The organism is Paenibacillus xylaniclasticus (assembly GCF_004001065.1).
GTDB classification, from domain to species: Bacteria; Bacillota; Bacilli; order Paenibacillales; family Paenibacillaceae; genus Paenibacillus_T; species Paenibacillus_T xylaniclasticus.
The window spans coordinates 18,252-43,844 of record NZ_BIML01000020.1 but is presented as its reverse complement, the minus strand read 5'-3'; the positions used below and the strand labels follow the sequence as shown (position 1 = coordinate 43,844).

24 protein-coding genes are annotated in these 25,593 nt (G+C 51.8%); 15 read left to right on the top strand and 9 right to left on the bottom strand.

From position 1 onward, the window contains the following. The first annotated feature begins 31 nt into the window (after positions 1-31). From PXY01_RS16685 to trhA, 3 genes are read left to right on the top strand one after another with little or no spacing between them, the layout of a single operon-like run. The gene (locus tag PXY01_RS16685) at positions 32-790 is read left to right on the top strand and encodes a pirin family protein (RefSeq protein ID WP_127571333.1); all 759 of its coding nucleotides are present in this window, start codon (positions 32-34) and stop codon (positions 788-790) included. Next, positions 787-1,167 carry a hypothetical protein gene (locus tag PXY01_RS16680; RefSeq protein ID WP_127571332.1) on the top strand — a complete coding sequence of 127 codons (381 nt, stop codon included), beginning with the start codon at positions 787-789 and terminating at the stop codon, positions 1,165-1,167. The genes PXY01_RS16685 and PXY01_RS16680 overlap by 4 nt, the downstream gene beginning before the upstream one ends. A gap of 4 nt (positions 1,168-1,171) precedes the next feature. After that, positions 1,172-1,810 (top strand): PAQR family membrane homeostasis protein TrhA, encoded by a 639-nt coding sequence (trhA, locus tag PXY01_RS16675; protein WP_127571330.1) that lies wholly within the window; start codon positions 1,172-1,174, stop codon positions 1,808-1,810. Positions 1,811-1,913: 103 nt separating this feature from the next. Here the strand turns inward: trhA and PXY01_RS16670 are convergent, their stop codons facing one another. Both PXY01_RS16670 and glpK read right to left on the bottom strand, forming a co-directional pair. After that, positions 1,914-3,596 (bottom strand): glycerol-3-phosphate dehydrogenase/oxidase, encoded by a 1,683-nt coding sequence (locus tag PXY01_RS16670; RefSeq protein WP_373864303.1) that lies wholly within the window; start codon positions 3,594-3,596, stop codon positions 1,914-1,916. A gap of 81 nt (positions 3,597-3,677) precedes the next feature. Next, positions 3,678-5,174, bottom strand: coding sequence for a glycerol kinase GlpK (gene glpK / locus PXY01_RS16665; protein WP_127571326.1), 1,497 nt, complete (start codon positions 5,172-5,174; stop codon positions 3,678-3,680). 381 nt (positions 5,175-5,555) lie between these two features. Between glpK and PXY01_RS16660 the strand changes: the two genes are divergently transcribed. After that, positions 5,556-6,332: a GTP cyclohydrolase II gene (locus PXY01_RS16660; RefSeq protein ID WP_127571325.1), complete on the top strand. Its 777-nt coding sequence runs from the start codon at positions 5,556-5,558 to the stop codon at positions 6,330-6,332. Between the two features lie 93 nt (positions 6,333-6,425). On the opposite strand, the gene PXY01_RS16655 is transcribed toward PXY01_RS16660, so the two are convergent. Beyond that, positions 6,426-7,238, bottom strand: coding sequence for a lipase family protein (locus tag PXY01_RS16655; protein ID WP_127571323.1), 813 nt, complete (start codon positions 7,236-7,238; stop codon positions 6,426-6,428). A gap of 298 nt (positions 7,239-7,536) precedes the next feature. Between PXY01_RS16655 and PXY01_RS16650 the strand changes: the two genes are divergently transcribed. The 5 genes from PXY01_RS16650 to PXY01_RS16630 all read left to right on the top strand — a co-directional run bounded on the left by PXY01_RS16650 (position 7,537) and on the right by PXY01_RS16630 (position 13,226). After that, positions 7,537-8,883 carry a GH1 family beta-glucosidase gene (locus PXY01_RS16650; RefSeq protein ID WP_127571321.1) on the top strand — a complete coding sequence of 449 codons (1,347 nt, stop codon included), beginning with the start codon at positions 7,537-7,539 and terminating at the stop codon, positions 8,881-8,883. Positions 8,884-9,168: 285 nt separating this feature from the next. Further along, on the top strand, positions 9,169-10,488 hold the full coding sequence (locus PXY01_RS16645) for a glycosyltransferase family 2 protein (protein ID WP_127571319.1): 1,320 nt from the start codon (positions 9,169-9,171) through the stop codon (positions 10,486-10,488). Between the two features lie 89 nt (positions 10,489-10,577). Next, positions 10,578-11,312, top strand: a complete 735-nt coding sequence (locus PXY01_RS16640; RefSeq protein WP_127571317.1) for a DsbA family protein — start codon at positions 10,578-10,580, stop codon at positions 11,310-11,312. A gap of 4 nt (positions 11,313-11,316) precedes the next feature. Then, positions 11,317-11,784, top strand: a complete 468-nt coding sequence (locus PXY01_RS16635; RefSeq protein ID WP_127571315.1) for a disulfide oxidoreductase — start codon at positions 11,317-11,319, stop codon at positions 11,782-11,784. A 227-nt stretch (positions 11,785-12,011) separates the two neighbouring features. Then, positions 12,012-13,226: a PP2C family protein-serine/threonine phosphatase gene (locus PXY01_RS16630; RefSeq protein ID WP_127571313.1), complete on the top strand. Its 1,215-nt coding sequence runs from the start codon at positions 12,012-12,014 to the stop codon at positions 13,224-13,226. A 97-nt stretch (positions 13,227-13,323) separates the two neighbouring features. Here the strand turns inward: PXY01_RS16630 and PXY01_RS16625 are convergent, their stop codons facing one another. From PXY01_RS16625 to PXY01_RS16610, 4 genes are all read right to left on the bottom strand, one after another. Continuing rightward, positions 13,324-14,616: a CorA family divalent cation transporter gene (locus PXY01_RS16625; protein WP_127571311.1), complete on the bottom strand. Its 1,293-nt coding sequence runs from the start codon at positions 14,614-14,616 to the stop codon at positions 13,324-13,326. A 203-nt stretch (positions 14,617-14,819) separates the two neighbouring features. Further along, a complete protein-coding gene (locus PXY01_RS16620; RefSeq protein WP_174721842.1) occupies positions 14,820-15,593 on the bottom strand; it encodes a sigma-70 family RNA polymerase sigma factor in 774 nt (257 codons plus the stop codon). Continuing rightward, positions 15,590-16,069 (bottom strand): anti-sigma B factor RsbW, encoded by a 480-nt coding sequence (rsbW, locus tag PXY01_RS16615; RefSeq protein ID WP_127571307.1) that lies wholly within the window; start codon positions 16,067-16,069, stop codon positions 15,590-15,592. Before rsbW ends, PXY01_RS16620 begins: the two co-directional genes overlap by 4 nt. A 23-nt stretch (positions 16,070-16,092) precedes the next feature. Then, positions 16,093-16,422, bottom strand: coding sequence for an STAS domain-containing protein (locus PXY01_RS16610; protein WP_246027980.1), 330 nt, complete (start codon positions 16,420-16,422; stop codon positions 16,093-16,095). A 286-nt stretch (positions 16,423-16,708) separates the two neighbouring features. On the opposite strand from PXY01_RS16610, the gene PXY01_RS16605 reads away from it, so the two are divergent. Beyond that, complete coding sequence (locus tag PXY01_RS16605) at positions 16,709-17,272, top strand: general stress protein (RefSeq protein ID WP_164744467.1); 564 nt, start codon at positions 16,709-16,711, stop codon at positions 17,270-17,272. A 71-nt stretch (positions 17,273-17,343) separates the two neighbouring features. Here PXY01_RS16605 and PXY01_RS16600 read toward each other — a convergent pair whose 3' ends face one another. Further along, positions 17,344-18,585: an NAD(P)/FAD-dependent oxidoreductase gene (locus PXY01_RS16600; protein ID WP_127571301.1), complete on the bottom strand. Its 1,242-nt coding sequence runs from the start codon at positions 18,583-18,585 to the stop codon at positions 17,344-17,346. Positions 18,586-18,745: 160 nt separating this feature from the next. On the opposite strand from PXY01_RS16600, the gene PXY01_RS16595 reads away from it, so the two are divergent. Next, positions 18,746-19,819 carry an asparaginase gene (locus tag PXY01_RS16595; protein WP_127571299.1) on the top strand — a complete coding sequence of 358 codons (1,074 nt, stop codon included), beginning with the start codon at positions 18,746-18,748 and terminating at the stop codon, positions 19,817-19,819. On the opposite strand, the gene PXY01_RS16590 is transcribed toward PXY01_RS16595, so the two are convergent. After that, the gene (locus PXY01_RS16590) at positions 19,795-20,664 is read right to left on the bottom strand and encodes an AraC family transcriptional regulator (RefSeq protein ID WP_127571297.1); all 870 of its coding nucleotides are present in this window, start codon (positions 20,662-20,664) and stop codon (positions 19,795-19,797) included. The two genes, PXY01_RS16595 and PXY01_RS16590, sit on opposite strands and share 25 nt — an antisense overlap. A gap of 273 nt (positions 20,665-20,937) precedes the next feature. Between PXY01_RS16590 and PXY01_RS16585 the strand changes: the two genes are divergently transcribed. The 4 genes from PXY01_RS16585 (at position 20,938) to PXY01_RS16570 (ending at position 25,487) form a co-directional block, all read left to right on the top strand. Next, positions 20,938-22,110, top strand: a complete 1,173-nt coding sequence (locus PXY01_RS16585; protein ID WP_127571425.1) for a galactokinase — start codon at positions 20,938-20,940, stop codon at positions 22,108-22,110. 35 nt (positions 22,111-22,145) lie between these two features. Beyond that, complete coding sequence (gene galE / locus PXY01_RS16580; protein ID WP_127571295.1) at positions 22,146-23,135, top strand: UDP-glucose 4-epimerase GalE; 990 nt, start codon at positions 22,146-22,148, stop codon at positions 23,133-23,135. A 55-nt stretch (positions 23,136-23,190) separates the two neighbouring features. After that, positions 23,191-24,786 (top strand): UDP-glucose--hexose-1-phosphate uridylyltransferase, encoded by a 1,596-nt coding sequence (locus tag PXY01_RS16575; protein WP_127571293.1) that lies wholly within the window; start codon positions 23,191-23,193, stop codon positions 24,784-24,786. 236 nt (positions 24,787-25,022) lie between these two features. After that, a complete protein-coding gene (locus PXY01_RS16570; RefSeq protein ID WP_127571291.1) occupies positions 25,023-25,487 on the top strand; it encodes a hypothetical protein in 465 nt (154 codons plus the stop codon). Positions 25,488-25,593: the final 106 nt, after the last annotated feature.

Genomic DNA, 25,593 nt, shown 5'->3' with positions numbered 1-25,593 from the left:
AAGGCTAAGGCAAGTATCGGAGGGGATCATCATGATCGATATTCGGAGGGCGGACGCGATCTATGCCCAAGACGCAGGATGGCTGAGGAGCCGGCACCACTTCTCGTTCAGCAATTATTATGACGAGAATAACCGGTTTTTCGGTCCTCTTTGCGTATTCAACCACGATATTATTGAAGGCGGGCGAGGCTTCGGCGCGCATCCGCACCGCGAGATGGAAATTGTGACGGTCGTGCTTCGCGGCGAGCTTCAGCATGAGGACAGCACCGGGCATAAGGCGGTTACGACGTTCGGCGGCATTCAGCGTATGAGCGCAGGCACGGGCATTATTCATTCCGAGGTCAATCCGGGAGCGGAGCCTGTTGAATTGCTGCAAATTTGGTTTGCTCCGGAGCAGTCACGTTTAGCTCCGTCCTATGAGACGTCACATTATGACATCGCACAATTGCCCGGGAAATGGCTGCCGATTGTTACGCCTACTGGTGCTCATGGCACTGCTTTTATCCATCAGAATATAATGATGTACTTAACGAAGGTAGAGCCGGGAACGGAGCTGGGCTTCGAATCGGCAGATGGCCGACTGCAGTATTTGTACTTAATTGAAGGCGCAGCCTCCTTGACAACGATGGGCGAAGAGACGGATCGGCTGATGCAGGGAGACACAGTAAGAATGACGGGGGTAACCGGCTTCAAGCTAGCGGTTCAGGCAGAAGGAGAGCAGGCGTTTGCGCTGCTGATCGATATGCCGCCTTATACGCCGCCGGGAATTGGAGGAGGTGCGAAGCTATGACCCCGCAACCGATTACGAATCGGCGGCCAGGCGCATTCTCGCCTCCGCCGCCCGGCTCGAAGGCACTTATTAAGCTGGCGATCGGTCGATTGCTAATCGACACAGCGGTAGACGGCTGTCCTTTCGACATCCGTGAACACGATGGCCATTGGACGATCGAGGTAATAGGGGTGACGGCTGAGCAAGCTGCCTTCATTCAAGCGAATGCACCGTATTTGAATTTATTTTATTTCGAAGGACTACCTGAAGGGAATGGCGCCGTTCAGAAATTTTGGATGTACGATCAGGACCAGCCGAAGGTTAGCTACGATGAGAAGCGGAAGAGGCTGACGCTCACCGTCGATTCTTATATGGCATATTCCAACGAGAAGGTGTAAACTGATGGCTAATACGCATACTTATACGAGACGGGAAGAAGTGGCGAATGCGTTGACACATGGCATTGGCGCATTGCTCAGCGTCGCTGCCTTGTCGCTGCTCATCGTATTCGCCGCGCTCAAAGGCACGGCGGCGCACGTTGTCAGCTTTACGATCTACGGCTCCTCCATGCTGCTGCTCTATACGGCATCGACGCTCGTTCACAGCTTTCCGGAAGGAAAAGCAAAGAAAGTGTTCGAGGTGCTCGATCATTCATTTATCTATGTGTTCATCGCTGGAACGTATACGCCAATATTGTTCCATATCGTACAAGGCGCGCTCGGCTGGACGATGTTCGGCATTGTATGGGGAGTCGCCGCTTGCGGCGTCGTATTCAAATCATTCTTTGCCTCGAAGTTTTTGTTTACGTCGACGCTGCTGTACATCGCGATGGGTTGGATTATCGTGTTCGCATGGGGGCCGCTTGTTGAAGGGCTGGCACCGGGCGGACTGCAGCTGCTCATTGCAGGCGGCATTCTGTATACGGTAGGGACTGTATTCTATGTATGGCGCAGCTTTCCGTATCATCATGCGGTATGGCATCTGTTCGTTCTGGCAGGCTCCATCCTGCACTTCTTTGCCATTTTGCTGTTTGTTCTATAAATAGACAATAGCCGCTTATGTCCGAATCGTTCGGCAGCAAGCGGCTTTTTTTAACATGCTTCGGCTGGTATACGGCACTTCATCCTAATAGGCGATCCGAGCCTTACTCCTCATCGTCTGCCAAGACCGGCGTTACGGCGTTGTGCAGCTCTCTCTCCAGCTCGGCATTGTATGCCGTGTGTACGTCTTCCGGCCAGCCAAGCTGGCGGGCCATAATGCTTGAGGCGGCATTCTTCCAGCGTTGAACGAGCGCCCGATCGAACAGCAAGGCGCCTGTTCGCCGAATCCAGAAGTCAACCGGCTTGACGGCCATTTCGTAGCGGAGCGCGTAATGAAGCTGTGCCAGCAGTGCCAGCGGCATGCCGGAGGCTGCGTCTGCCTCGGCGCGGCATGCCGGCAGGAGCGCAAGCAGCAGCGGGAAGTTCGAGCCGTACCGGCAAGCCAGCTGCTCGGCATCCGCAGGCGAAAGCCCGGCTTCCACGCCGGAAGCGGTCATCGTTCGCACGAACGCGGGCATGCCGGCTGAACCGCCGACGTCTCCGCCTGATAAGGGGATGCTTTGCGTCCGGCTGGGGCTGAACGGACCTGCGCCTTCCGCTTGCAGCAGAGTAGCCGCTTTGTCGACGACTTTGTGCGCCATTTTACGATAACCGGTCAGCTTTCCGCCAGCGATGGAGATCATACCGGATGGTGAAATGAACAGTTCGTCCCGGCGCGATATTTCGGACGGATCTTTGCCTTCTTGGTGGATGAGCGGACGAATGCCGGCCCAGCTCGCTTCAACGTCGCGCGGGGCAAGCGCCAAGTCTGGAAACACCATATTTACAGCATGCAGCAGGTAAGCGAGCTCGACTAATGTCATTCTCGGCCGTGCAATGTCGGCTTTATAGCTCGTATCTGTCGTACCAACATACGTCTTGCGGTCACGCGGTATCGCGAATATCATTCGGCCGTCAGGTGCGTCGAAGTAGATGGCTTGCCGAAGCGGGAACCGCATTCTGTCGAATACAAGATGAATTCCTTTGGTCAGATGGAGCGTTGTGCCCCGCTTAGAGCCATCTGCTTCCCGAATTTTATCGACCCATGGTCCTGCAGCATTGATGACTAGGGCCGCGCTTATTTCGGCAGTGACGCCGCTTAGCTGATCACGAACCAATACGGCGATCAGACGGCCGAATCGATCGTAACGGAACGATTCGGCCGCAACATAGGAAAGGGCGACAGCGCCGAGCTCGACCGCTTTCTTGATCGTTTCGATCGTCAGTCTTGCGTCGTCGGTCCGATATTCGACATAATAACCGCTGCCTTTCAGCCCATCCTTCCGTAGTAACGGCTCAAGTTCGGCTGTCCTGCGAGCGTCTAACATTCGTCTTCGTTCCTGCTTCTTCACACCTGCAAGCCAGTCGTACAGACGCAGTCCCAAGGAGGTGGACAGCCATCCGAATGTCCCGCCTTCATAGATCGGAAGCAGCATCCGCTCCGGTGTTGTGACGTGTGGGGCATTCTCGTAGACGATAGCGCGCTCCTTGCCAACTTCGGCGACGATGCCGAAGTCGAGCTGCTTCATATAGCGCAGCCCGCCGTGAATGAGCTTGGTCGAGCGGCTGGACGTACCCGCGGCGAAATCCTGCATGTCGATTACGGCTGTCCGCATCCCCCGCGATTGCGCATCGAGGGCGATGCCGGCTCCGGTAATGCCGCCGCCTATAATAAGGAGGTCGAACGAATGCTTCCGGAGGCGGTCGAACAGCGCAGCCCGGTCTACAGCCGACCATGTCCAATCCACGGATTTATTGGCATTGGCGGCTTCATGCTCATTCTCATGTACGTGAAGACTGTGCTCCGCCATCGTATCCGCCCCTTCTTGTTAACGAAAGGCTTGTGCGGCTTTTACGGCCCGCTGCCACCCGTCGTATAATGCACTGCGAATGTCCGGCTCCATGGACGGGTAGAATGTGCGCTCAGCTGCAAGAAGCGGAGCAGCCTCTTCCCGGCTGCTCCAGTAGCCGACTGCAAGACCGGCCAAGAACGCGGCTCCAAGGGCAGTTGCTTCATTATAAGACGGCCGCTCGACTTTGACGCCAAGCAGGTCGCTTTGGAACTGCATGAGCCAGTCGTTGCCAATTGCCCCTCCATCGACTCGCAGCGTATTGAGCTGAATACCGGATGATTGCTCCATCGCATCGAGTACATCTTTCGTCTGATACGCGATCGATTCCAATGTCGCACGGACAAAGTGCTCTCGCTTCGTTCCCCGCGTCATCCCGAAAGCCGCTCCGCGGACGTCGCTGTCCCAGTAAGGCGTGCCGAGCCCGACGAAAGCTGGGACAACGTACACTCCCTCGGTTGATTCGACTGACCTTGCGAGCGTCTCCGTTTCATCGGCGGATACGATCAGGCCGAGTCCGTCGCGAAGCCATTGGACGGCGGAGCCGGCAACGAATACGCTGCCTTCAAGCGCATATTGCACTTGACCGCCGATTCCCCATGCTATCGTCGTCAGCAGTCCATTCTGTGGAAACAACGCTTCCGCCCCTGTATTCATCAGCATGAAGCAGCCGGTTCCGTACGTATTCTTGGCATCCCCTTTCTCGAAGCAGCCGTGCCCGAACAGTGCGGCCTGTTGGTCGCCGGCTGCTCCGGCGATCGGAATGGAAGCGCCGCCGAACAGCTCTTCAGCTGTATAGCCGTATAATTCGGAAGAGGAGCGAACCTGGGGCAGCATCGTTTTCGGAATTTGCAGCAGCGACAGCAGCTCCTCATCCCAGCAGAGCTCATTAATGTTGAACAGCAGCGTGCGTGAGGCATTCGAATAGTCGGTAATATGCTCGCGGCCGCCGGTTAATTTCCATATAAGCCAGCTGTCTACCGTGCCGAACAGCAGCTCTCCGCGCTCAGCCTGTTCTTGAGCTTCCGGCACATGATCGAGCAGCCAACGAATTTTCGTGCCGGCGAAATAAGGATCAAGCAGCAGCCCGGTTCGGGAGCGAAACAGCGGCTCATGTCCTTTCGCCTTTAACCGCTGGCAGATCTCGTCCGTCTGGCGGGACTGCCACACGATTGCATTCGCGATGGGACGACCTGTCTTCCGATTCCAGACAACCGTTGTCTCGCGCTGGTTCGTAATACCGAGAGCAGCAATTTGGGAACAATGAATACCAGCCTTGCCCACTGCATCTCGAATTGTCGCCAGCGAAGTCTGCCACAGCTGCTCTGCATCCTGCTCCACCCAGCCAGGCTCAGGAAACAGGCAGTCGACCGGCAGCTGCGAGGCGGCGATCCGTTTCGCTTGCTTATCCAATATGACGGCTCGTGTACTAGTCGTACCTTGGTCGAGCGCTAGGATATAAGACGCTTGCTCCATATGAACAGCCTCCCGTTTCATGATCGGAATCATTATTGCTTATGCTACAGAGATGGTACTTAGAAACGGGTCAAAAGTAAAGAATTTCAGCGGGTCTTTACATCTGTATTCGTTGTAAAGCTGCTGCATTCGACTGTAAGCCGATCATGACGAAATTGCAGTAGCGGACGTCTAGTCCGGCACGGTTTCCTTAACGTACAATGAAATAAAGCTCTAGCTGATCCGACGCCCCCGACGCAGCTTGTGTGATTTGACAAATGGGTGGCAAATTCATATACTTACAAAAAGTAACCATTGCATTGAAAGTAACGGATTCGATCGATACCTGAAGGCTACAATAGAAATACCCGAACGTCGGCGGTATGGAGGGGAGCAGGACTTATGTATACGATTCAGACGGATATCATTTCGATATTGAAGCGTAAAATAACGGCGGTACCAAGCGGCGACAAGACGATTTATCTCGTCGGTCCGGTACGTTTGCCGGTTAATTTGGGCGGAGAGACACATATCTTTCAATGGTATTGCTGGCTAAGGTGCGACAACATGGCTGGTGATGCATGTGATGACGAGACCGCTTCGACGGAGAGAATCATCGAGCGGCTGTCCGCTTCCAATCTGGCGGAGATGCAGCAGTCCAGCGTGCTTGTATACGGTGATTTTGCGAACGTCTCTGACGCTTTGATTCGGATGCACAGCATTTGCCATACGGGCGATATTTTTGGCAGTAAGAGATGCGATTGCGGCTATCAGCTTAGACAGTCGATGAAGATGATTGTCGCACACGGTGCAGGAGCATTGTTCTATTTGGCTAATCATGAAGGACGCGGCATCGGCCTATTCAGCAAAGCAATGGCTTACGTGCTGCAGGAAGAAGGCTACGACACGGTCGACGCCAATCTTCAACTCGGCTTCCAGGACGATATTCGCAGCTACGATGATGCGATTCAAGTGCTGAAGACGCTTCGTTCGAAGCCGGTCACGCTTATTACGAACAACCCCCGCAAGCTGGATGCTCTTACTGCTTCTGGAGCGGATGTATCCGGACGAATCCCGCTGTGGGGCGACGTATCCGAATTTAATAAACGGTATTTGGAAACGAAAGTGAATCGCTCCGGCCACTTCGACAGCATAAGCCACAGCAACCCATCTTCATAGACGGTTTAAGCCGATATTAGATAAATGAAGGACGAGCGAATGCTCGTCCTTCACGTTGTGTAGGCGGGAGAGGTCGCTTCTCAATAAGCGTTACTACTCTTCCGCTGGCGGTGGATCGGGAGGCGGGGGACACCAACCGATTGGACTTGCGCAGAGTGCAGCGGCATATGCAGGATCGTCTTTGGCTAGGTCAGCGAAATAGCTTCGCAGTACATGATTGCCGAAAACCGATCCCATTCGGAACGACCGTTTCACTTCTCCGCGCACATGCATGTAATAAAAAATTTTTTTTGTTTTGGGCTGACGGTATACGAGCGGCGGTAGATGAGGTACAATGTCATACTCGTTCTGAATGCGCCAATGCTGCTTCACAAGCTTGTTGTACAGCCGGGCGAATCGAGGATCTCCGACTCGTGGAGCACCGAAGGTATAGACGATCGGCTCGCGTTCTAGATTGAAGGCAATGTCGAAAGCAGCCAGAGTGGCAAGCGCTCCACCAAGACTATGGCCGGTCACAAACAATTGCTTGCTCGGATCGATCGTTTTGACCAGCTCTATAACTTGCTCTCGACAACTTGCATATATATCTGTGAACCCTTTGTGAGAGAGGCATTTTGGTTTTCCCGGCTTATAGATTATTTGTTGCGAAATGAAATCGGATACCCAATCCATCGTACTGCGGGTACCTCTGAAGGCAAGCACGGCAACCCGATCGGATTCGATTAGAAATCCGAAATATTCCGGTTTACTTTCATAAGCCTGCGCTTTGAATTTGCCGATCGTTCTGTAGCCTGTCGGTACTAGGAATGCACCGGTCGGATTGTAATACTGTACATAGGATTGCTCGCATACGGCTGCCATGAATAGAGCGGTACACGAGTCGAATGCTGCAGCTTTTTCTGCCATCAGAGAGCGCCTCCTCTATCCGGCTTGAATGAGAACAGTCATTTTTCATATTGTATGAAGGCTGCCGCGGATTTGGAACCTCCTTCCTTTGATCGCTTTTTCCACGAAATCCACTTCCCTTTGATAACAAAAATGCAATAATAATCGACAAAATCCTACATAGGATGCATGAGTACAAACCGCTATAATGTTAGGAACAATGGTGCATGCAGTCCAGTTTGCCATGCACATGTGAGAGGGTCAGCGTTGACTGCCGCGCGGCTCGCGAATATAGGGAAAGATAGGAGACGTTAACAGAATGGCAATTATACAATTTCCGCAAGGCTTCAAGTGGGGTGCAGCGACCGCCTCGTATCAGGTAGAGGGCGCGTACCAAGAGGGAGGACGCGGCTTGTCGATTTGGGACACGTTCGCACGTACGCCGGGTCGCGTATTTATGGGAGATAACGGGGATGTCGCTTGCGACATGTACCACAGATATCCGGATGACGTTAAAATGATGGCGGATATGGGACTTCAAACGTATCGGTTCTCGATCGCTTGGCCGCGCATCATTCCAGACGGCTCAGGCGCTGTGAATGAGGAAGGCTTGGCCTTCTACCATCGTCTTGTGGACGAGCTGCTGAAATACGGTATTGAGCCGATGTGCACGCTGTATCATTGGGATCTGCCGCAAGCACTGCAAGACCGGGGCGGGTGGAATAATCGGGAGACGATTGATCATTTCCTGCGGTATGCTGACACAGTCTTCGAATCGTTCAAGGGCAAAATTAAGCTGTGGGCAACGTTCAACGAGCCGTGGTGCGTATCCTATCTGTCTAACTACATTGGCGAGCATGCGCCGGGCAACCGCGATCTGCAGCTGGCGACGAATGTTGCTCATCATCTGCTCGTTGCACATGGCCGCACGGTCCGCCTGTTCCGCGAACGCGGCATCGAGGGCGAGATTGGCATTGTGCCGAATGTAGACTGGCAAGAGCCTTACAGCACCCGTCAGGAGGATATTGACGCTTGCTGGCGCAAATCTGCTTGGCAGAACGAATGGTTCATTCGTCCAGTTATGCATGGCCATTATCCGGAGAAGCTTGTGGAATGGTTCCGCGGCAAAGGCGTCGAAGTGCCGATCCAACCGGGAGATATGGAAGACATCTCGCAGAAAATTGATTTCTTAGGCATTAACTACTACACCGGTGGTGTGGGGAAATATAAAGAGAATGAAGGACTGTTCGATTGGGAAGCGGTTGATATGGGCTGGGATCGTACTGACATCGGCTGGACGTACTACCCGCAAGGCCTGTACAATTTCCTCGTCTTTATTAAAGATCAATACGGTGATATTCCGGTTTATATAACGGAGAACGGCGCATGCTATAATGATGGACCTTCCGCTGACGGTAAAGTGCATGACGACCGCCGCGTTCGTTACATTAAGTCTCATCTGGCGTCCGTTGCACGGGCGATCGATTCCGGCGTTAATGTGAAGGGCTACTATGCATGGTCGCTCATGGACAATTATGAATGGGCGTTCGGCTATTCGATGCGCTTTGGGATGACGTATGTCGATTATGATACCCAAGAGCGTATTATAAAGGACAGCTTCAAGTTCTACAGCAGAGTGGCTGCTTACAACTGGTTTGAAGTTTAGATTATAATCATTCAGCATCTTTAGGGGCTGTACAGAAGTCAGTAATACTGATTTCTGTACAGCCCTGCTTTTGTTTATTGCTAAAAAAATTGAACAAAAAACTCATTTTCCTGTAAAATGTATGTTATTACACAGAAACTTTTAGACATATTAGTTATTAACATTATTTTTTGCGATTTTTGCTTAGCAGGAAAAGTCCTTATGGGATTTATTTCAGAGCCTCATATTGTTTATTCGAGGTCTTGCTAACACATGAGCGAACTGCATAAGCTAGGTGAATGAAGTATGGAATCATCTAAACGACGGAAATTTTATTTGTCGATTAAGACCAAATTTATAATCAGTCATGCGGCTGCGATAATATGGACCATTCTGTCCATTTATTTATCTCTTCCTTGGGTAATGGATCTAGGTCAATTCGTTACCGTGTCTGTCAGTGCAGCAATTATTGCAGGCATTGCTTATGTTCCCGGATATATGAACGCCTTTATGGTCGTTAGTCTGCTGCTTGACCGCCAGCCGCCGCTCGCTGTCGAGCTGCCAGATGATCCGCTTACGATCTTGATCGCGTGCCGCAATGAGGAGAAGTCGATTGGCTCCACTCTCGCTTATGTACGTAAGCAAAACTATGCCGGTCCGCTGCATATTATCGTCATTGATAACGGCTCATCAGACCGGACAGCAGACGCTGCAGTGGAAGCGGGAGAGCAGCTTGGTCTTCGTGTCGACGTGATGCGAGTCGAGCGTCCTGGCAAGCATTATGCACTTAACGAAGCGCTTAAGAGGGTGGAGACTCCGCTTATCGTTACGCTCGATGCAGATACGCTGCTTCATCCGTATGCACTCAGCCATATCGTAGCCCGTTACCATACATCGCCCGATACGGTATGTGCCGTTGCAGGCGCTGTGCTCGTTCGGAACAGCCGCTATAATCTGGTGACAAGGGTGCAGGAGTGGGACTATTTTCTCGGAATTGCAAGCATTAAGCGGCTGCAAGGGCTGTTCCAAGGCACGCTCGTTGCGCAAGGGGCGTTCTCATTATATAAGACGGACGCCGTACGAGCTATTGGGGGCTGGCCGGATGCGATCGGTGAGGACATTGTTTTGACATGGCGGATGCTCGGTAACGGCTGGAACGTTTATTTCGAGCCGCTGTCGGTCGCGTTTACCGATGTACCGAATACGTTGAAGCATTTTGTCCGTCAGCGCAGCCGATGGGCAAGAGGGATGATCGAAGCGCTCAAGCTGATCAAGCCATGGAGTCAGCCTATTCCGTTCGTCAAATATTTAACCGGCGTGAATCTCGTCATGCCTTTTATCGATTCGGTGTACACGTTCTGCTGGCTGCCTGGGCTTATTATGGCGATGTTCGGCTATTACTGGGTCGCCGGACCTATGACGCTGCTCGTATTGCCGCTCGCCATGCTGCAGAACTATATTTTGTATCGATATCAGAAAAAGGTGTTTCGTTCGCTTCAACTCCGGATACGCAAGAACCGGTTCGCTTTCGTGTTGTATGTACTGTTTTATCAAATGATTATGAGTCCAGTATCGGTGCTCGGATATTTGCAGGAGACATTTAAATTGAAGCGGGTATGGAAGTGAGTAAACTTTTCAAATTGTTTTAATGTCAATTTAACATTTGGCAGTTATAATGGGGGTATCTATGCCATTTCAGAAAGGGAGGGACTTTGATGGGTCAAGCAGTCAGCAAGATTGACTATAAGAACAATCGCAAGGAACAGCGAGAGCGCGCCAAGAGAAGACAGCAGACGATTCGCCGGTTAATGTATGCGACGGGCGGGATCGTTGTTATAGCCATTATTCTGGTGCTGGCGTTCATGCCAAAGCCGGACCCGGCAGAATTCAATTATGAAAAGCTGCCAACATTGGGCAGCAAGGACGCGAAGGTGAAAATCGTCGAATTCGGCGATTTCAAGTGTCCGGCCTGCCAAGTTTTCACGCAAGACGTCAAGCCTGAATTAATGAAAGAATATATCGACAAAGGAATCGTATCCCTGTCATTTATGAACTACCATTTCCTTGGTCCAGACTCAGAGACAGCGGCGCTTGCGGGACTTGCCGTTTATCATCAGGATAACGACGCCTTCTGGAAATATTATGATGCCCTGTACGCGAACCAGCCGCCTGAAAACCAAATTTGGGCGACGGTTGACTATCTGGTGAAGATGGCACAAGATCTGCAGCTGGACATCGATTACGAGAAGCTCCGCTCGGATATCGAGAACAAAAAGTATGCCAAAGAATTGAAAAGCCAGATGTCCAAGATCCGTCCGCTTGGCATAACAGGTACGCCGACATTGTTCGTGAACGGAACGAAGGTAAGCGGCAGCAAAGCAATGGATTACCCTTCGGTTAAGGTTGCCATCGAGAAGGCGCTGAAGGAGCTGGAGGAAGAGGGGGCGTAATCATATGAACGCTGAGCGTTCCTCTTTCTTTCGCAATTACGGCATTGTGATGGCCTGGATCGTGTCGTTCGTGGCGACTGCAGGCAGCTTGTTTCTTAGTGAAGTGATGCATTTCGAGCCATGCCGGCTGTGCTGGTTCCAACGTATCTTTATGTATCCGCTTGTCATCCTGCTTGGGATGGCGGCGTACAGAGGAGACCGAAGAATGGCCTCCTATACGCTGCCGCTCAGCGTTATTGGTGGTCTTATTTCTGCTTATCACTACGCGGAGCAGAAAATTCCCGGGCTTGCGAAGCTGATGCCCTGCTCAGTAGGGGTGCCATGCAATGAAGATTATTTGGATTGGTTCGGTGTTATTACCATTCCATTGATGGCGTTCATAGCTTTCGTCTTGATTACCGGCAATTTGTGGCTTACGCTTCGTGCCTCTAAGTCGGAAGATGCGGAGCCAACGTACGAGCTGTCGAACTAATGGGATTGAATGGTGTAGGGACTGCCCCGGTGCGAGATGATCGCATCCCGGGGCAGTTTTTTTGTACAATAAGGGAAGTAGGAGGACAGCGGGCGTAGAGGATGGCAGGTGATTCGTCGACGTACCCGACGGGTATAAGAGAAAGACGATAGGAACCGGTGAAAGAGGACGGCAAAGCTGCTATTGGCGGCAGGTAAGAACAGCGGCATCAGAAACGAGGGTAAGCAATGAGTGGACAAGAACGAAGCGACGGACGGTACAACATGCGAATCATTATTGTCGATGATAACGCCATGAACGTTACGGTTGTGCAGGAGATGCTGAAACGGGCAGGCTATTACAATATAAGCTCATGCTCTTCGGCGCTTGAGCTTTATGAGCGGCTGGGGCTGACGGAGGACGGGAGCGATCAGCGGCCGGCTTCTGAGGAGTCGGTTGCGGATTTGATTCTGCTCGATATGATGATGCCTCGCATCGATGGCATTACTGCTTGCCGTACGATTCATCGCTCGGAACGACTTAAGGACGTGCCGATTATTATGGTGACGGCAATTGGTGATTCGAAGAAGCTGGCCGAAGCGCTGGATGCGGGAGCGGCCGATTATGTCACGAAGCCAATTAACCGGGTGGAGCTGATGGCGCGCATTCGCTCTGCACTCAGATTGAAGCAGGAGAAAAACTGGCACAAGGAGCGGGACCGCAGGCTGCGCGACGAGCTTAGACTTGCGCGGGAAGTTCAGTATGCGGTTCTGCCACAGCGGCTTGAGAATGATCAGATCGTTATCGATGCGATCTACCGCCCGTCCGAGGAGCTGTCGGGAGATTTGTACGCTTGGCATCGGCTCGATGATCACCGTTATGCGGTTGCTGTTATTGATGCGATGGGTCACGGTATTTCATCCTCGCTTGTCTGTATGTTCATCGCCTCTGTGCTGAAGGAGGTTATGAGCAAGCTGACCGATCCGGAAGATGTCATAACAGAACTGAATCGCCGGGCGATGCAGCTGCATTTCTCAGACCAGCTGATCCAATATTACTTTACCGGAATTTACATGATTATCGATTTGGAACTAGGGACGGCTGAATATGTCAATGCCGGTCATCCGCCAGGACTGGTCTTTCACCGAGGAGCCGAGGAGGCGACGCGCATAGCAGGCGGAAGCCCGGCGATCGGCTTGTTCGAAGGGATTAAAGTGCACAAGCAATCGGTCAGCATTGCTTCTGGAGACCGGATCGTACTCGTGACAGACGGATTACTGGATTGGTCCAGCCGTTCAGAGGATGATAGTGAGCCTATAGATCCGGTGGAACGGCTCCGCAATACGTTGTCTAGCGGAAGCGAGTCTACGTTCTTGGAGCAGTGGACAAGAGAGTTGTTCGGCAGCGAGGAAGCAGGAGGCCATTCGGACGATCAATGCTTGCTGTGGATCGAGTTGAAATAATAGCCCGCTTCGGATATACGAATGTGACAATAAGCCTCCCGCTTCCGATTGATCGGAGGAGGAGGCTTATTCGTCGAATGCGCTGGACTACGGGAGATTAGCTGCGTCTGCGAGACTTCCCCTCTGTGAATGACGTATCGCTGAACGCACTGACCTTCTTATGCTGACTGTCGGCATGATCTGTGTCATTCGGCTTGACGCTGATCGTGCCTTTGCGGGAGCGACGAAGCTCATGCGAAGCTGCCGACTCGAGATCTTTATTCTGCGGCGGCGGGATATTCTGCGTGTTCAGTACATTACCTGTCCAGTCCTTACGCCATATCCATAAGAAGATGAGCGCTGTTGCGGCGATAACGATTGCACACATGCTGACAAAGCCCCATGGCTTGGCAGTCCAAGGTAGATCAACAAAATTCATCCCCCACAGCGTCCCGACAACCATTGCCGGCGCGAACAGGACGGTAATCATGGTCAGCGTCTTCATAATATCGTTGCCGCGGAAGCTGGATATCGCGTCGTCCATAGAGATGAGCGTATCGATCTCGGCGGTATACGTCTTAAGCAGCGCCTCAATCCGCTCCAGCTTATGCTGCAGCCGCTGGAACGGTTCTCGTTCGAATAGTGGAAGCGATACGAACGCCTCCTTGACCGCTCCATTCAGCTCCTTAATTGACATGAACATGCGGTGCCAGTGCAATAAATCGTATCTTCGTTCGAGGATGGTCGTCATAAGATTCATCCGGCTGCGGCGTCTGGGGCGTCTTATGGCGTGCTCAAGCTTGCCAAGACTTTGTTCAAAGTCGTCCAGTCCGTAGTGAATAGGCTCTAGCAGCTCGGTAAGAATCGTAACGAACGCTTCTTGGCCCGAGGAGCACTGCTGCAGCTGGACGTCCCAAGGCGGCTGCTGGAGTCGAATGGATAACCGCCAATCCTCATGGATCGTGATGAGCTTTGCCGAGGTTACCCAGAAGCGGAAAGGCTGGATGTCAGCCTGATCGCTCGACTGCTGAATTAGCAGCGTCCCATACAGTACAGGCTCACCGTTCTGCAGCCGATGTACGACAATATGGTTCACGCTTCTATCGAAGCAGCCGTCCAACCAGGCTGAGCATTCTGGAAGCCGCTGCTTCAAGCTATGAAGACGCGAGTGTGCTTGATTATATTCGAGCTTCTTGCGTCTGGATTCGATTAGTATGCGGCTTGCAGCCGCGTGCTTGGCCGGCACTACCGTTCGACTAGAGCGTGGGGGTATCAATGATGAGGCAGATAGCTCCGCCTGTATGCCCGACCGCTCGTCTCTCGGCATCATTGCATGCAGCTCTTGTGCGAAGGGCTGCCGCAGCTGCACCCACTCCCAGCCGGACGGAAACCGAAACGTTCGTTCGTTCATACAAAGCCTCCTGCCGTTATTCCTGTCCGAATCGTAAATGCTTCTCCATCATAACCCGAACGGCTGAACCAGTTCAACTGAAGTTGACCATAAGGAACATCGCTGTAGTGAAGGGTCTTAGCATCAGATAGAGCAAACGCACCGACTTCTGCCTGTCATGCTGGCGATGTCGGTGCGCTGTGTATTAGCAGATTGTCTATAGGCTAGGATTCGTCCCGTCCATGCTCAGACAAGCTGCGCCTTAGCTTCTCAATGGCTCGTCGTTGAATTCGGGAGATGCTCATTTGGGATACGCCAAGCTGCTCAGCGATAAGCCTCTGCGGTTCGCCGTCCTCAAATACGAGCTTCAGAACCGTTCGTTCCTCTGGCTTCAATGCAGCCATCGCCGATTCGATATCAAGCTTCTTGTCGATATGCTCGAAATCATCTAGCTGTGTCCCGATTAATTCTCCAAGCGTCGTCGTACTGTCCTCCTCGCTGATCGGAGTATCCAGTGATACATAGTGGTACAAATCCCGTCCGCCTAATATTTCGACTGTTTCTTCAACGGTAAGCTCCATATGCTCTGCAATTTCTTCGATTTTTGGCGAACGCTCCAGCCGGATAGTCAGTTCATCGATGGCCTGCTGGACTGCAATACCCTTCTCTTTAATTCGTCGTGGAACTTGGATATACCATGATTTGTCACGGAGATAATTTTTCATATGACCGATAATGCTCTTCATCGCGTAAGGCTCGAATTGAACACCTACGGACGGATCATATTGGCGGAAAAGCTTGAGAAGTGACATTTGGCCAACCTGTACAAGATCCTCGAACAGATCCGGACGGTTACGAGCGATTTTGCCAGCGGCCATCCTTACCATCGGCGTGTGCCGTTCAATTAGCACAGTCGCAATGTCGTTGTTCGGAGCCCGCTGGTAAGCCGCAATTAGCTCTGTGCTCTCTTGCAGCTGCAGTGAAGATGGGGTGGTCATGCCCATTCCCCGCTTCTTGTTAATCGCTTGGTCATCAAGACTTGCGTACCTTCGCCGCTTAATACCTCCACTTGATCCATTAATGCTTGCATAAGATAAAGACCGAGTCCGCCCGCTTCAAGATCGGCGATCGATTTCCCGTGCATGGACTCGGCCTGGCGGGCGGCAGCCGCCGCATCGAAGCTTGTCCCATCGTCCTTCACGACGATTGATAATGCATCCGCTTGTTTAATAAACCGAATCTCAACACGTGGCTCTTGTGCTGTGGAGATGACAGCTGCTCCGTCCTGCAGGTCTCCGTATGCGTGTAGAATGGCGTTGTTGCAAGCTTCTGACAACGCAACCTTCATATCTTCAATTTCTTCATAAGAGAAGCCCATCTTGCAGGCGATGCCGTACAGTGCAAGTCGAACGAGATCGACATATTCAGCGGCAGCGGGAACGAAAATTGTAACGATTTCATCTTTCGTATTCATCGTACCATTGTTCTCCTCTCTGCTCATGATGTAGCTGTGCCCGTCAAGAAAGGCGTAATGCCCGTCATGTCGAACAGCTTGCGGATATTCGGCGGAATGGCTTCTACGATGAACGGCGCTTGCTTCGCATGTCGCGCTTTGAGCACCGAGACGAGAATGCCGATGCCAGTGCTGTCTATATAACGAAGCTCCCGAAGATTAAGTACAAGCTCGCGGTCGGTCAGTTCGACGAGCGTCGCCATAGCAGCACGCATCTGCGACGCAGACTCCAAATCCAGCTCGCCGTTCACATAGACCGTACAGCGTCCTTCTTGATTCTCGGTTCGAAGATAAAACTTATCGGGTGCTTTCATGACCATACCCCACTTTATTGGAATCGTTGCCGGTTGTTCTTCTATTATTATCTATGAAATAACCATAACCGCAATCCGTCCTTGTTGAAACATTACATGGCTCCGGATCTGGCTGGAGAGTAGTGGCTTCCCTTCAATTCCGTCCCTTTCTTGAATGGCGAGGCAGCAGTATGCGGGATAGAAGCAGCGGCTTCGGGCATAATGTAACCGATTATTCACAATGAGCCGACCGGAGATACACTCTCAGGCCGGGGCGGCTTTTATTCAGACAGGGAGGCGCTTCATAATGGCAAGCAAAATAGGGGTATTCGCGTCAGAACGCGAAGCGATCCATGCAGTACAGCAATTGCTCCAGGCCGGCTTCACCCCTGGTGAGATGAAGGTAATCGCGAAGGATGGCTATCATTCCCGTGCACTGGAAGCAGAAAGCGGCGTCCACGTCGATGAGCTCATGGAGCTGGTTGATACGCGTGAGCATCTGTCAGACAGCGATTATGAGAGCGGCGAGCTGCGCCGTACTTCGTTAGTAGGCAATTCGATTACTACGGCCGGCATTACGATGGGCAGCATCTCATTCGCTGGGGCTGCCCCGCTTGCCGGAGCAGCCTACTTGTCAGGGGTCGGGTTCAACCGGAATAACGGTCCGTACGATCGTGCCTTGTCATCACTTGGTATTGAGGATGCGAGAATATCCGCATGCCGAGATGCCGTGAAATCGGGCAGCACGCTTGTCGTCGTCTCTACAACGGAAAGCAAAACGCTCCTGGAGGTGGACGGAGGTCCTGAGCTGTCGGTGTTAAGTAACGCTGAGGCCATATACCGTTCCTGCGGAGCGACGCAAATTTTGTAAGCTTCCAGCTGCTGCCCTCTGATGCCGTTCGTTCGGTACAGAGGGCTTTTTGGCTTGTCGACATACTGAAATTACGGCATCGACCTTATTGTCGTCCGGTCTAGTGCGACTATGTCGGCTAGGGGCGGCGTTTCCCTATGAATCATATCGCGGATCAACTGACTGGCCATTACACTGTACACCGTACCGTTGCCGCCGTATCCAAGACTGTAATAAACACCAGTCCGGGCAGGATCTCGTCCGATGAAAGGAAGTCCGTCCCGCGATTCGCCGAACGTTGCGCTCCATTCGTAAGCGATAGGGGCTGTCATTGTCGGGAATAATTGTCGAAGCAGCCTGTACAGCGCTTCTATCCGTTCTGTGCGCGCATGTCTGCCGACAATAGGAACGGGGGGCTCTTCGTCCAAGCCTCCAATGATGATACGGTTGTCTGATGTCGTGCGCATATACAGGTAAGGCCGTGCCGTCTCCCAGATCATGAATCGTTCATGCCAGACGTCGAACGAGGACGACTGGGGCTCTGTAACAAGGACGAAGCTGCGGTTAAGATTTGATTTGATCAATTGCCCGCAAAGCGCATCCGGCTCATAACCGACAGCAAATACGACATTCGAACACGTTAGGCTTCCGCCATCTGCCGCTGTCAGGCGATGAACGCCATCTGCTGAATCGTGCGCAACGATTTCAGTGTGCTCATAGATCGTTAAGCCTGCTGCGACGCCGTCTTCGGCAATACGGTGAATGAATCGATACGGATTGAGCTCTGCATCTCCATGGGTGACAATTGCGCTGGGCTTCGAGAAAGGGAAATGCTGCCGAATCGTATTCGAAGGCCACCATTCGACATCAAAGCCGCATCGGCGAAGCGTCTCGTACTCCTGCTTCAGCTTGGGGACATCTTGTTCCGTGCTGGCGAAGTATAAGCTGGAGCGCCGTTTAAATCCGCAGTCAGCGACTAGTTTTCCCGTGAGTGCGGCAAGATGCTCCACCGCTTGTCTGCAGGCGGTATAGAACATCACGGCCTTTCGCTCGCCAATCTGATCGATCAGCTCTGACAGCATGATGTCATTGGAAAATTGAATGAGGCCGGTGCTGGCGGAAGACGCGCTGCCTGCAATGTCGCCTCGCTCAACGATTGCCGTTCGAATCCCGCTTGCAGCGAGTGCATGTCCGCACAGAATGCCAGACATCCCTCCCCCGACAACGACCGCGTCGAATTGTTGATGCTGCGCGCCTAGCGGTTCGTAAGCTGGCACGGAGCCAAGCGTTGTCGGCCAATATAACGTTCCTGTATACAACGGTTTACGTGTCATGAATATCGATCACTCCCGTTTCTTACTATGTCCCAAATCGTCGTCATCCAATGCCGGTAGATAAGAAGGACGTTTAACCGTATCGTAACGGGAATATAATCGAAGCAGGGATGGGAACAGTAGAACAAAATATCGGAGGCAAGCGAAAGGGGAGCACTTCATGGCAGCATTAAGCAGCCGGCTGATCGATAAGGCGGGCGGAGTACCGCTGGCGGTAGCCCGCAGGGGAGAGGAGATTGAGAATGTTCATTACGGTCATATCGCAGTCGTCCATGCTGATGGTCCTCTAGTCGTATCGGCAGGCGACCCGAATGTCGCTGCTTATATGCGTTCGACGGCGAAGCCTGTACAGTCCATTCCGATCATCCAGGCAGGTGTGATGGAAAGATACAGCTTACCGGAAGCGGCAATTGCGATAATGGCGGCCTCCCATCGGGGGGAACAAGCCCAAATCGATCTATTGGAGTCAATGCTTCGTTTAACCGGTGTTCAAGAGGAGGATCTGATCTTTCATGCTGGATTCCCGCTCGATCAGGAGGCGAGAAAAGCTTATTTACGCGCTGGGGGAAGTCCGCGCAAGCTGTTTCATAACTGTGCAGGGAAACATATCGGGCTGCTTGCTGCCTGTATGCTGAGAGGATGGCCGATTCAAGGGTATGCGGAACCTGAGCATCCGATTCAGCAAGAGATTAAACGGCTTGTAGCTGAGCTTACGGACGTACCGATGAACGATCTCATCGGCGGTTACGATGGGTGCGGACTTCCTGTCTATGCTATACCGCTATGGCAGCTTGCCGGTCTGTACGCAAGATTGGCTTCTCCCCGAGCGAATGCCATATATGCCGAAGAAGATTGTATGGCGATCGAGCGAATAACGAAAGCGATGAACGACTATCCTGAGCTGGTGGAAGGCTCCGGACGTCTTGCGAGCCTGCTGCTTACAGACGTGAACTGCGTGGCCAAAAGCGGCGCGCAAGGCGTATTTGCCGTCGGACTGCGCTATGAACAGTTAGGCATTGTCATGAAGCTGTCGGACGGTATGGAGTCGGCATGGCCTGTCATTTTATCGGAGGTGCTTCGGCAGCTGGCTGAGTATGGTCGAATCGCCAGCCGGGAGGCAGATGCTCTGTGCAGCCGCATTGAGAAGGCTTTTCCGTCTGAGTTGATGAATGATGCCAACCGGGTTATCGGACGCCGTGAAGCGGTCTTTCAGTTGACCAGCTCATCCATTTGAAGCACTTCCCGGCGATAGGCGGACGGCGATTGATTGTAGAACCGTTTGAATTGCTTCGAGAAATACAGCGCATCGGGAATGCCGACCGAGGCCGCAATTTGCTCTATTGTTAGCTCCGGCCGTTCCCGAAGCAGCTGGCGCGCCTTATCGATGCGCAGCCGAAGCAGGAAAGTGACGGGCGTCATACCCGTGTCACGTTTAAATACGCGTGATAAGTACGCTCGGTTATAGCCGAGCGCTTCGGCCATCTGCCCGATCGATACCGGCACCGCATACTGGGCAGATAAATAATGAGTGACCTTCCGAATAAGTGAATCCCCGCGTTCTCCACTTCGCTCGGAGTCTCCGGCATGCTCAGCAGCGGCTTCGGCATATGCTCCTAGCAATAGCTGCAAATAGCCGACGGCCCGAGCAGCGGCCGCAGCGCCTCCCGCTCTCAGCGCACGGTATACGTTATGATACAGCATGCCGATGCGTCGGTCTGCGCTGCCGATTATCGGTCCGGATGCCAGCAAGCCGCAGGCGGACAGCAGCAGTGGCGCGTCATGGCCCTCGAATGCAATCCACCGGTACTGCCACGGGTCAGAATTGCTTGAGGCATAGCTGATTAATCTTTCTGGCTCGATGAGAAATGTACTGCCCTGCTGTAACTCATACTGCTGCTCTCCGTCTGTGAAAGTACCGCAGCCCGACAGCACGTAGTGCATTAAATAATAATCGTATACTTTGGGTCCGAGCCTATGCCCTGGCTTCGTCTGGCTTTCCCCCGCGAATAATACGTTCAGTCCTCTTGGCCGTTCAGCCGCATGATTAGATGCAACTGCGTATGTGTATGGACGCCTCAATCTGGTTGTCGTCTCCTTCCTATATAGTCACATCTAAACATCAGTAATATAGAAGTAATCTGTTGATTAATTAATATAGATATACTTATGTTATTGTGCTATATTCAAGTCTTTCGCGCAAACAGAAGTCACATAAATCCATGTATTGGGCATTTCTCGCCATTCTCGATCCGCAGCGAATTCCGGTATACTGATTACATAACACAATAAGTTAAGTATCAGTGAATATATCGAAAGTACTATCACGATAGGAAAAGGAATGTGATCGCAGCGATGGCTAATCTTGATCAATTGAAGAAGCAGTTTGTTCAGCTTTACGGAGGTACGGACACAGAGATTCAAGTTTATCACGCGCCCGGTCGCGTCAACCTGATTGGCGAGCATACGGACTACAACGGCGGATATGTTTTTCCTGCGGCGCTTACTTTCGGGACAACGCTGCTGCTTCGACCTCGGCAGGATCGGAAGCTGGCGCTTGCCTCGACCAATTTTGAACTGCGAGGCTTGCTTTCACTCGAAGCAATCCTATACGATAAGAAAGACGATTGGATGAATTATCCAAAGGGGATTGTATATGAATTGCTCCAGCGCGGCGTACAGCTTAACACTGGCTTCGATCTGCTGTATCACGGGGAGATTCCGAATGGCGCAGGACTTTCCTCCTCTGCCTCGATAGAGGTTGTAACGGCCTATGCGCTGCTGTGTGCTTCCGGTCAGTCGGTGGATACGGTTGAGATTGCTAAGCTCGCGCAGAAGTCGGAGAATGAATTTATTGGCGTGCAATGCGGGATTATGGATCAATTCGCCGTTGCCAATGGCAAGAAGGAGCATGCGATTCTTCTGATGTGCGATACGCTGGAGTATTCGCTCATCCCGTTTCAGCCAGGAGCTTATAAGCTCGTAATTGGCAACACGAACAAGCGACGGGGGCTTGTCGATTCGAAATATAATGAACGGCGCAGCCAATGCGAGCAGGCGGTAGCAGATTTGCGTGCAGCATTCCCAGAGCTAACGCTGCTCGGTCAGCTGACGCTTGCGCAATTCAATGCGAATAAGCATTTGATCGGCGATGCGACAGTGCGCAGCCGCGCGCAGCACGTCGTTGAAGAGATCGACCGGGTGCTCCAATCGATCGAAGTGCTGAAAGCAGGCGATCTGGCTGCCTTCGGAGAGCTGATGAACGGCTCGCATGATTCACTTCGCGATTTGTATGAGGTAACAGGCCAGGAGCTTGATGCGATGGTAGAGGCGGCACGCAGCATCGATGGCGTGCTCGGCTCACGGATGACCGGAGCTGGCTTCGGCGGATGCACCGTATCGCTTGTTCATGAGGATGTGATTGAGCGATTTATTTCAGAGGTTGGCCGTAAGTATACCGAGGCAACGGGATTGAAGGCTGATTTCTATGTTTGCAGCATCGGTAATGGTGTCGAGAAGCTAGTGTAGATAGACCCTATTAACAGAAAGCGAGAGGATCGACAATGGCAGTCTTGGTAACAGGAGGAGCAGGATACATAGGCTCACATACGGTGGCGGCGCTGGTCGAGCGCGGTGAGGATATTGTCGTCATTGATAATTTGGAGCAGGGACACCGCGATGCCGTAATCGGCGGCAAGCTGTACGTCGGTGATTTGCGCGATGAAGCTTTCGTCGACGGCGTCTTCAAGGAGAACGAGATTGACGCCGTTATTCATTTTGCTGCGAACTCGCTTGTAGGTGAAAGTATGACGAATCCCGGCAAATATTATCACAACAACGTTTACGGAACTCTATGTCTTCTTGAGGCGATGAACAAGCATGGAGTGAAAGCGATCGTATTCTCCTCCACGGCAGCAACATACGGTGAGCCGGAGAGCGTGCCGATTCGGGAGAGCGACAGGACGAATCCGACGAATGCGTACGGCGAGACGAAGCTGGCAATGGAGAAAATGATGAAATGGTTCGATACCGCACATGGGATTCGTTATGTATCGCTTCGATATTTTAACGCAGCAGGCGCTCATGAAAGCGGCCGGATCGGCGAGGATCACCATCCGGAGACGCATCTCATTCCAATCGTGCTTCAAGCTGCATTAGGCAAGCGGTCTCACATCTCCGTATTCGGGGATGATTACGCAACGGAGGATGGCACCTGTATCCGCGACTACATCCATGTAAGCGATCTTGCCGATGCACATTTACTTGCTGTAGATCGGCTTCGCCGCGGGGAAGAAAGCGCGATTTATAATCTCGGCAGCGGTCAAGGCTTCTCCGTCAAGCAGGTTATAGATATTGCCAGGGAAGTAACGGAGCGTGAAATCCCGGTCGTTGTAGAGCAGCGCCGCGCCGGTGATCCGGCGATTCTGATTGCCTCCTCGGAGAAGGCGCGTACAGAGCTCGGCTGGAAGCCGAAGCGGGACAGGCTGGAGGAGATTATTCGCAGCGCCTGGCAGTGGCACTTATCGAGGCCGGACGGTTATGGCGATCGGTAATTCAAGCAGAAAGCAAGACATCTGATCGGTCAGATCTTGAAAGGAAGCGACAGTTATGACAGAATGCGAACAACCGGCAATGACAGCAGAGCAGGCTGCGCTATGCATCGAACGATTGGTCCGTTTTGCTTTGCAGCGCGGCATGCTCGATCCGTTCGACGAGTCGTATGCCCGCAATGCGCTGCTTGACTTATTCCGGTTTACAGCGCCGTATGAAGGGCCGCTTGAGGACGATTCGCTCGATAGCCCCGTACCGGTGCTGGAGTCTTTGCTTGATTACGCGGCTGCAATCGGGCTCATTCCGGATAACACGGCGACACAGAGGGATTTGTTCGACGCCCGCATTATGGGCTTACTTGTTCCTAGACCTTCCGAAGTGGTGCGAGTGTTCCGTGGGACGGCTGGGGCGGAAGGGATCGAGGCGGCTACGAATTGGTTCTACCGGCTTAGTATAGACTCGAACTATATTCAGATGAACCGAATTCGTAAGAACGAATATTGGCGGCATGAGACGACATACGGCAGTCTCGAAATTACAATTAATTTGTCTAAGCCGGAGAAGGACCCGAAGGAAATCGCTCTGTTAAAGACGCTGCCCCCAAGCCGATATCCGAAATGCTTGCTTTGCGAGTCGAACGTTGGCTATGCAGGCAGACCGGATCATCCAGCAAGGCAGAACCATCGTGTCATTCCGCTTGAGCTGGGCGGAGAAAGCTGGTATCTTCAATATTCACCTTATGTTTATTACAATGAGCACAGCATCGTGTTTAAGCGTGAGCATGAGCCAATGCAGATCTCGCATGCGACTTTCCGCCGACTGCTCGAATTCATTGAGCAGATGCCGCACTATTTTATCGGTTCGAATGCAGATTTGCCGATCGTTGGCGGTTCGATCTTGAACCATGATCATTTTCAAGCGGGCAGACACTCCTTTCCGATGGAGGAAGCTCCTCTCGAAGCACAGTATGCTGATCCATTGGAGCCAAGCGTTCGGTTAGGCATCGTAAAGTGGCCAATGTCGGTCATCCGACTAACTGGTTCAGATCGCGAAGCGGTGTTAAGGGCAGCTTGCCGTGTACATGATGCGTGGCGTGATTATTCTGATCCCGGAGCAGAAGTATATGCTTATAGTCAGAACGCTGACGGCTCCCGTATTCCGCACAATACGATTACGCCGATTGCACGTCGTCGGGGAAGTGAATATGAGCTGGATCTTGTGCTTCGCAACAATCGAACAAGCGAGGAGCATCCAGACGGTATTTTCCACCCTCATCGGGAGCTTCATCATATCAAAAAGGAGAATATTGGACTAATTGAAGTGATGGGTCTTGCGATATTGCCAGGAAGGCTGAAGTCAGAGCTTGATGCTATCGCGTCCTATTTGACTGGAGACAACGTCTGGAATGAGGCATCAGCGGCGGAGCCCTCGTTCCCGCTGCATTCGCATGCGTCATGGATCGGCGAACTGATTCATCGATACGGAACGCGAATGTGCCCGGAGGCGGCTGTAGAGGTGCTGCGCCAAGAGACAGGCCATAAGTTCGCTGCGGTGCTTCAGGATGCAGGCGTGTTCAAAACGGATGAAGAAGGAAGAGCGGCTTTCAATCGTTTCATGAAGTCATTTAAATTATTTATTAGTCATTCATTATAAAAAATGAAGTAAAAACCGTTATTATTCGCCAAGACCTGGCAAACGTAACGGTTTTTTTGGTATGTAGACCGCTATAATGCTCGAATATTGTCTGAAAGTTTTTTATTTGCGAGTGTTGGCAGTCTTATAAAAATTATGGTATTATTTTATATAAATTTAATAATAAATCAACAGGCATTATTAAATGATTATTTGAATGACGATTTTTATCTGAGTCGTAGATAGGAGGAAATGTAATGACTAGCACGATCATTCCATTAGATGATTTCTTAAAGCTTGATACGGAAGAACAAATTGAAAATTTGAAACGATGGAAAATGGACTATACGCTGAAGGATATTCGCGATGCATGGGGGTTTAAGCATTCTGCCCAGTACTATATGCTGTTGAAGAAACTGCGAATTTATGAGCGCGTTGTGAACAAATCGGACAAGTTCTTCCCAGGTGAAGCAGTCGCTTCCGCTCCGTATGGTATGGATCGGTTTTCGAATCCGTCGTTATATAATGCGGCAAGACAATCTGGTGATCATTTCGCTTATCATCTCAATGTAACGCTTAGCGGCAGCGAACTGGCTGAGAGGCTTGAACGTGCGGCACAGTTTTTGAAGGGCGAGAATAAGCAAGTTACAGTAAAGCTGTCGATCGAGACGATCGCACAAGCTGAATCAGTTGAATCTACTAACACGAGTTCAGCGGAATAGAACTTTATAATATTAAATAATCAAATAAAACCGAGGCGTTGTCGAACGCCCCGGTTTTTATTTGATTATTTAATGTCGAATAATACATAGTAATGTTATTAATTAC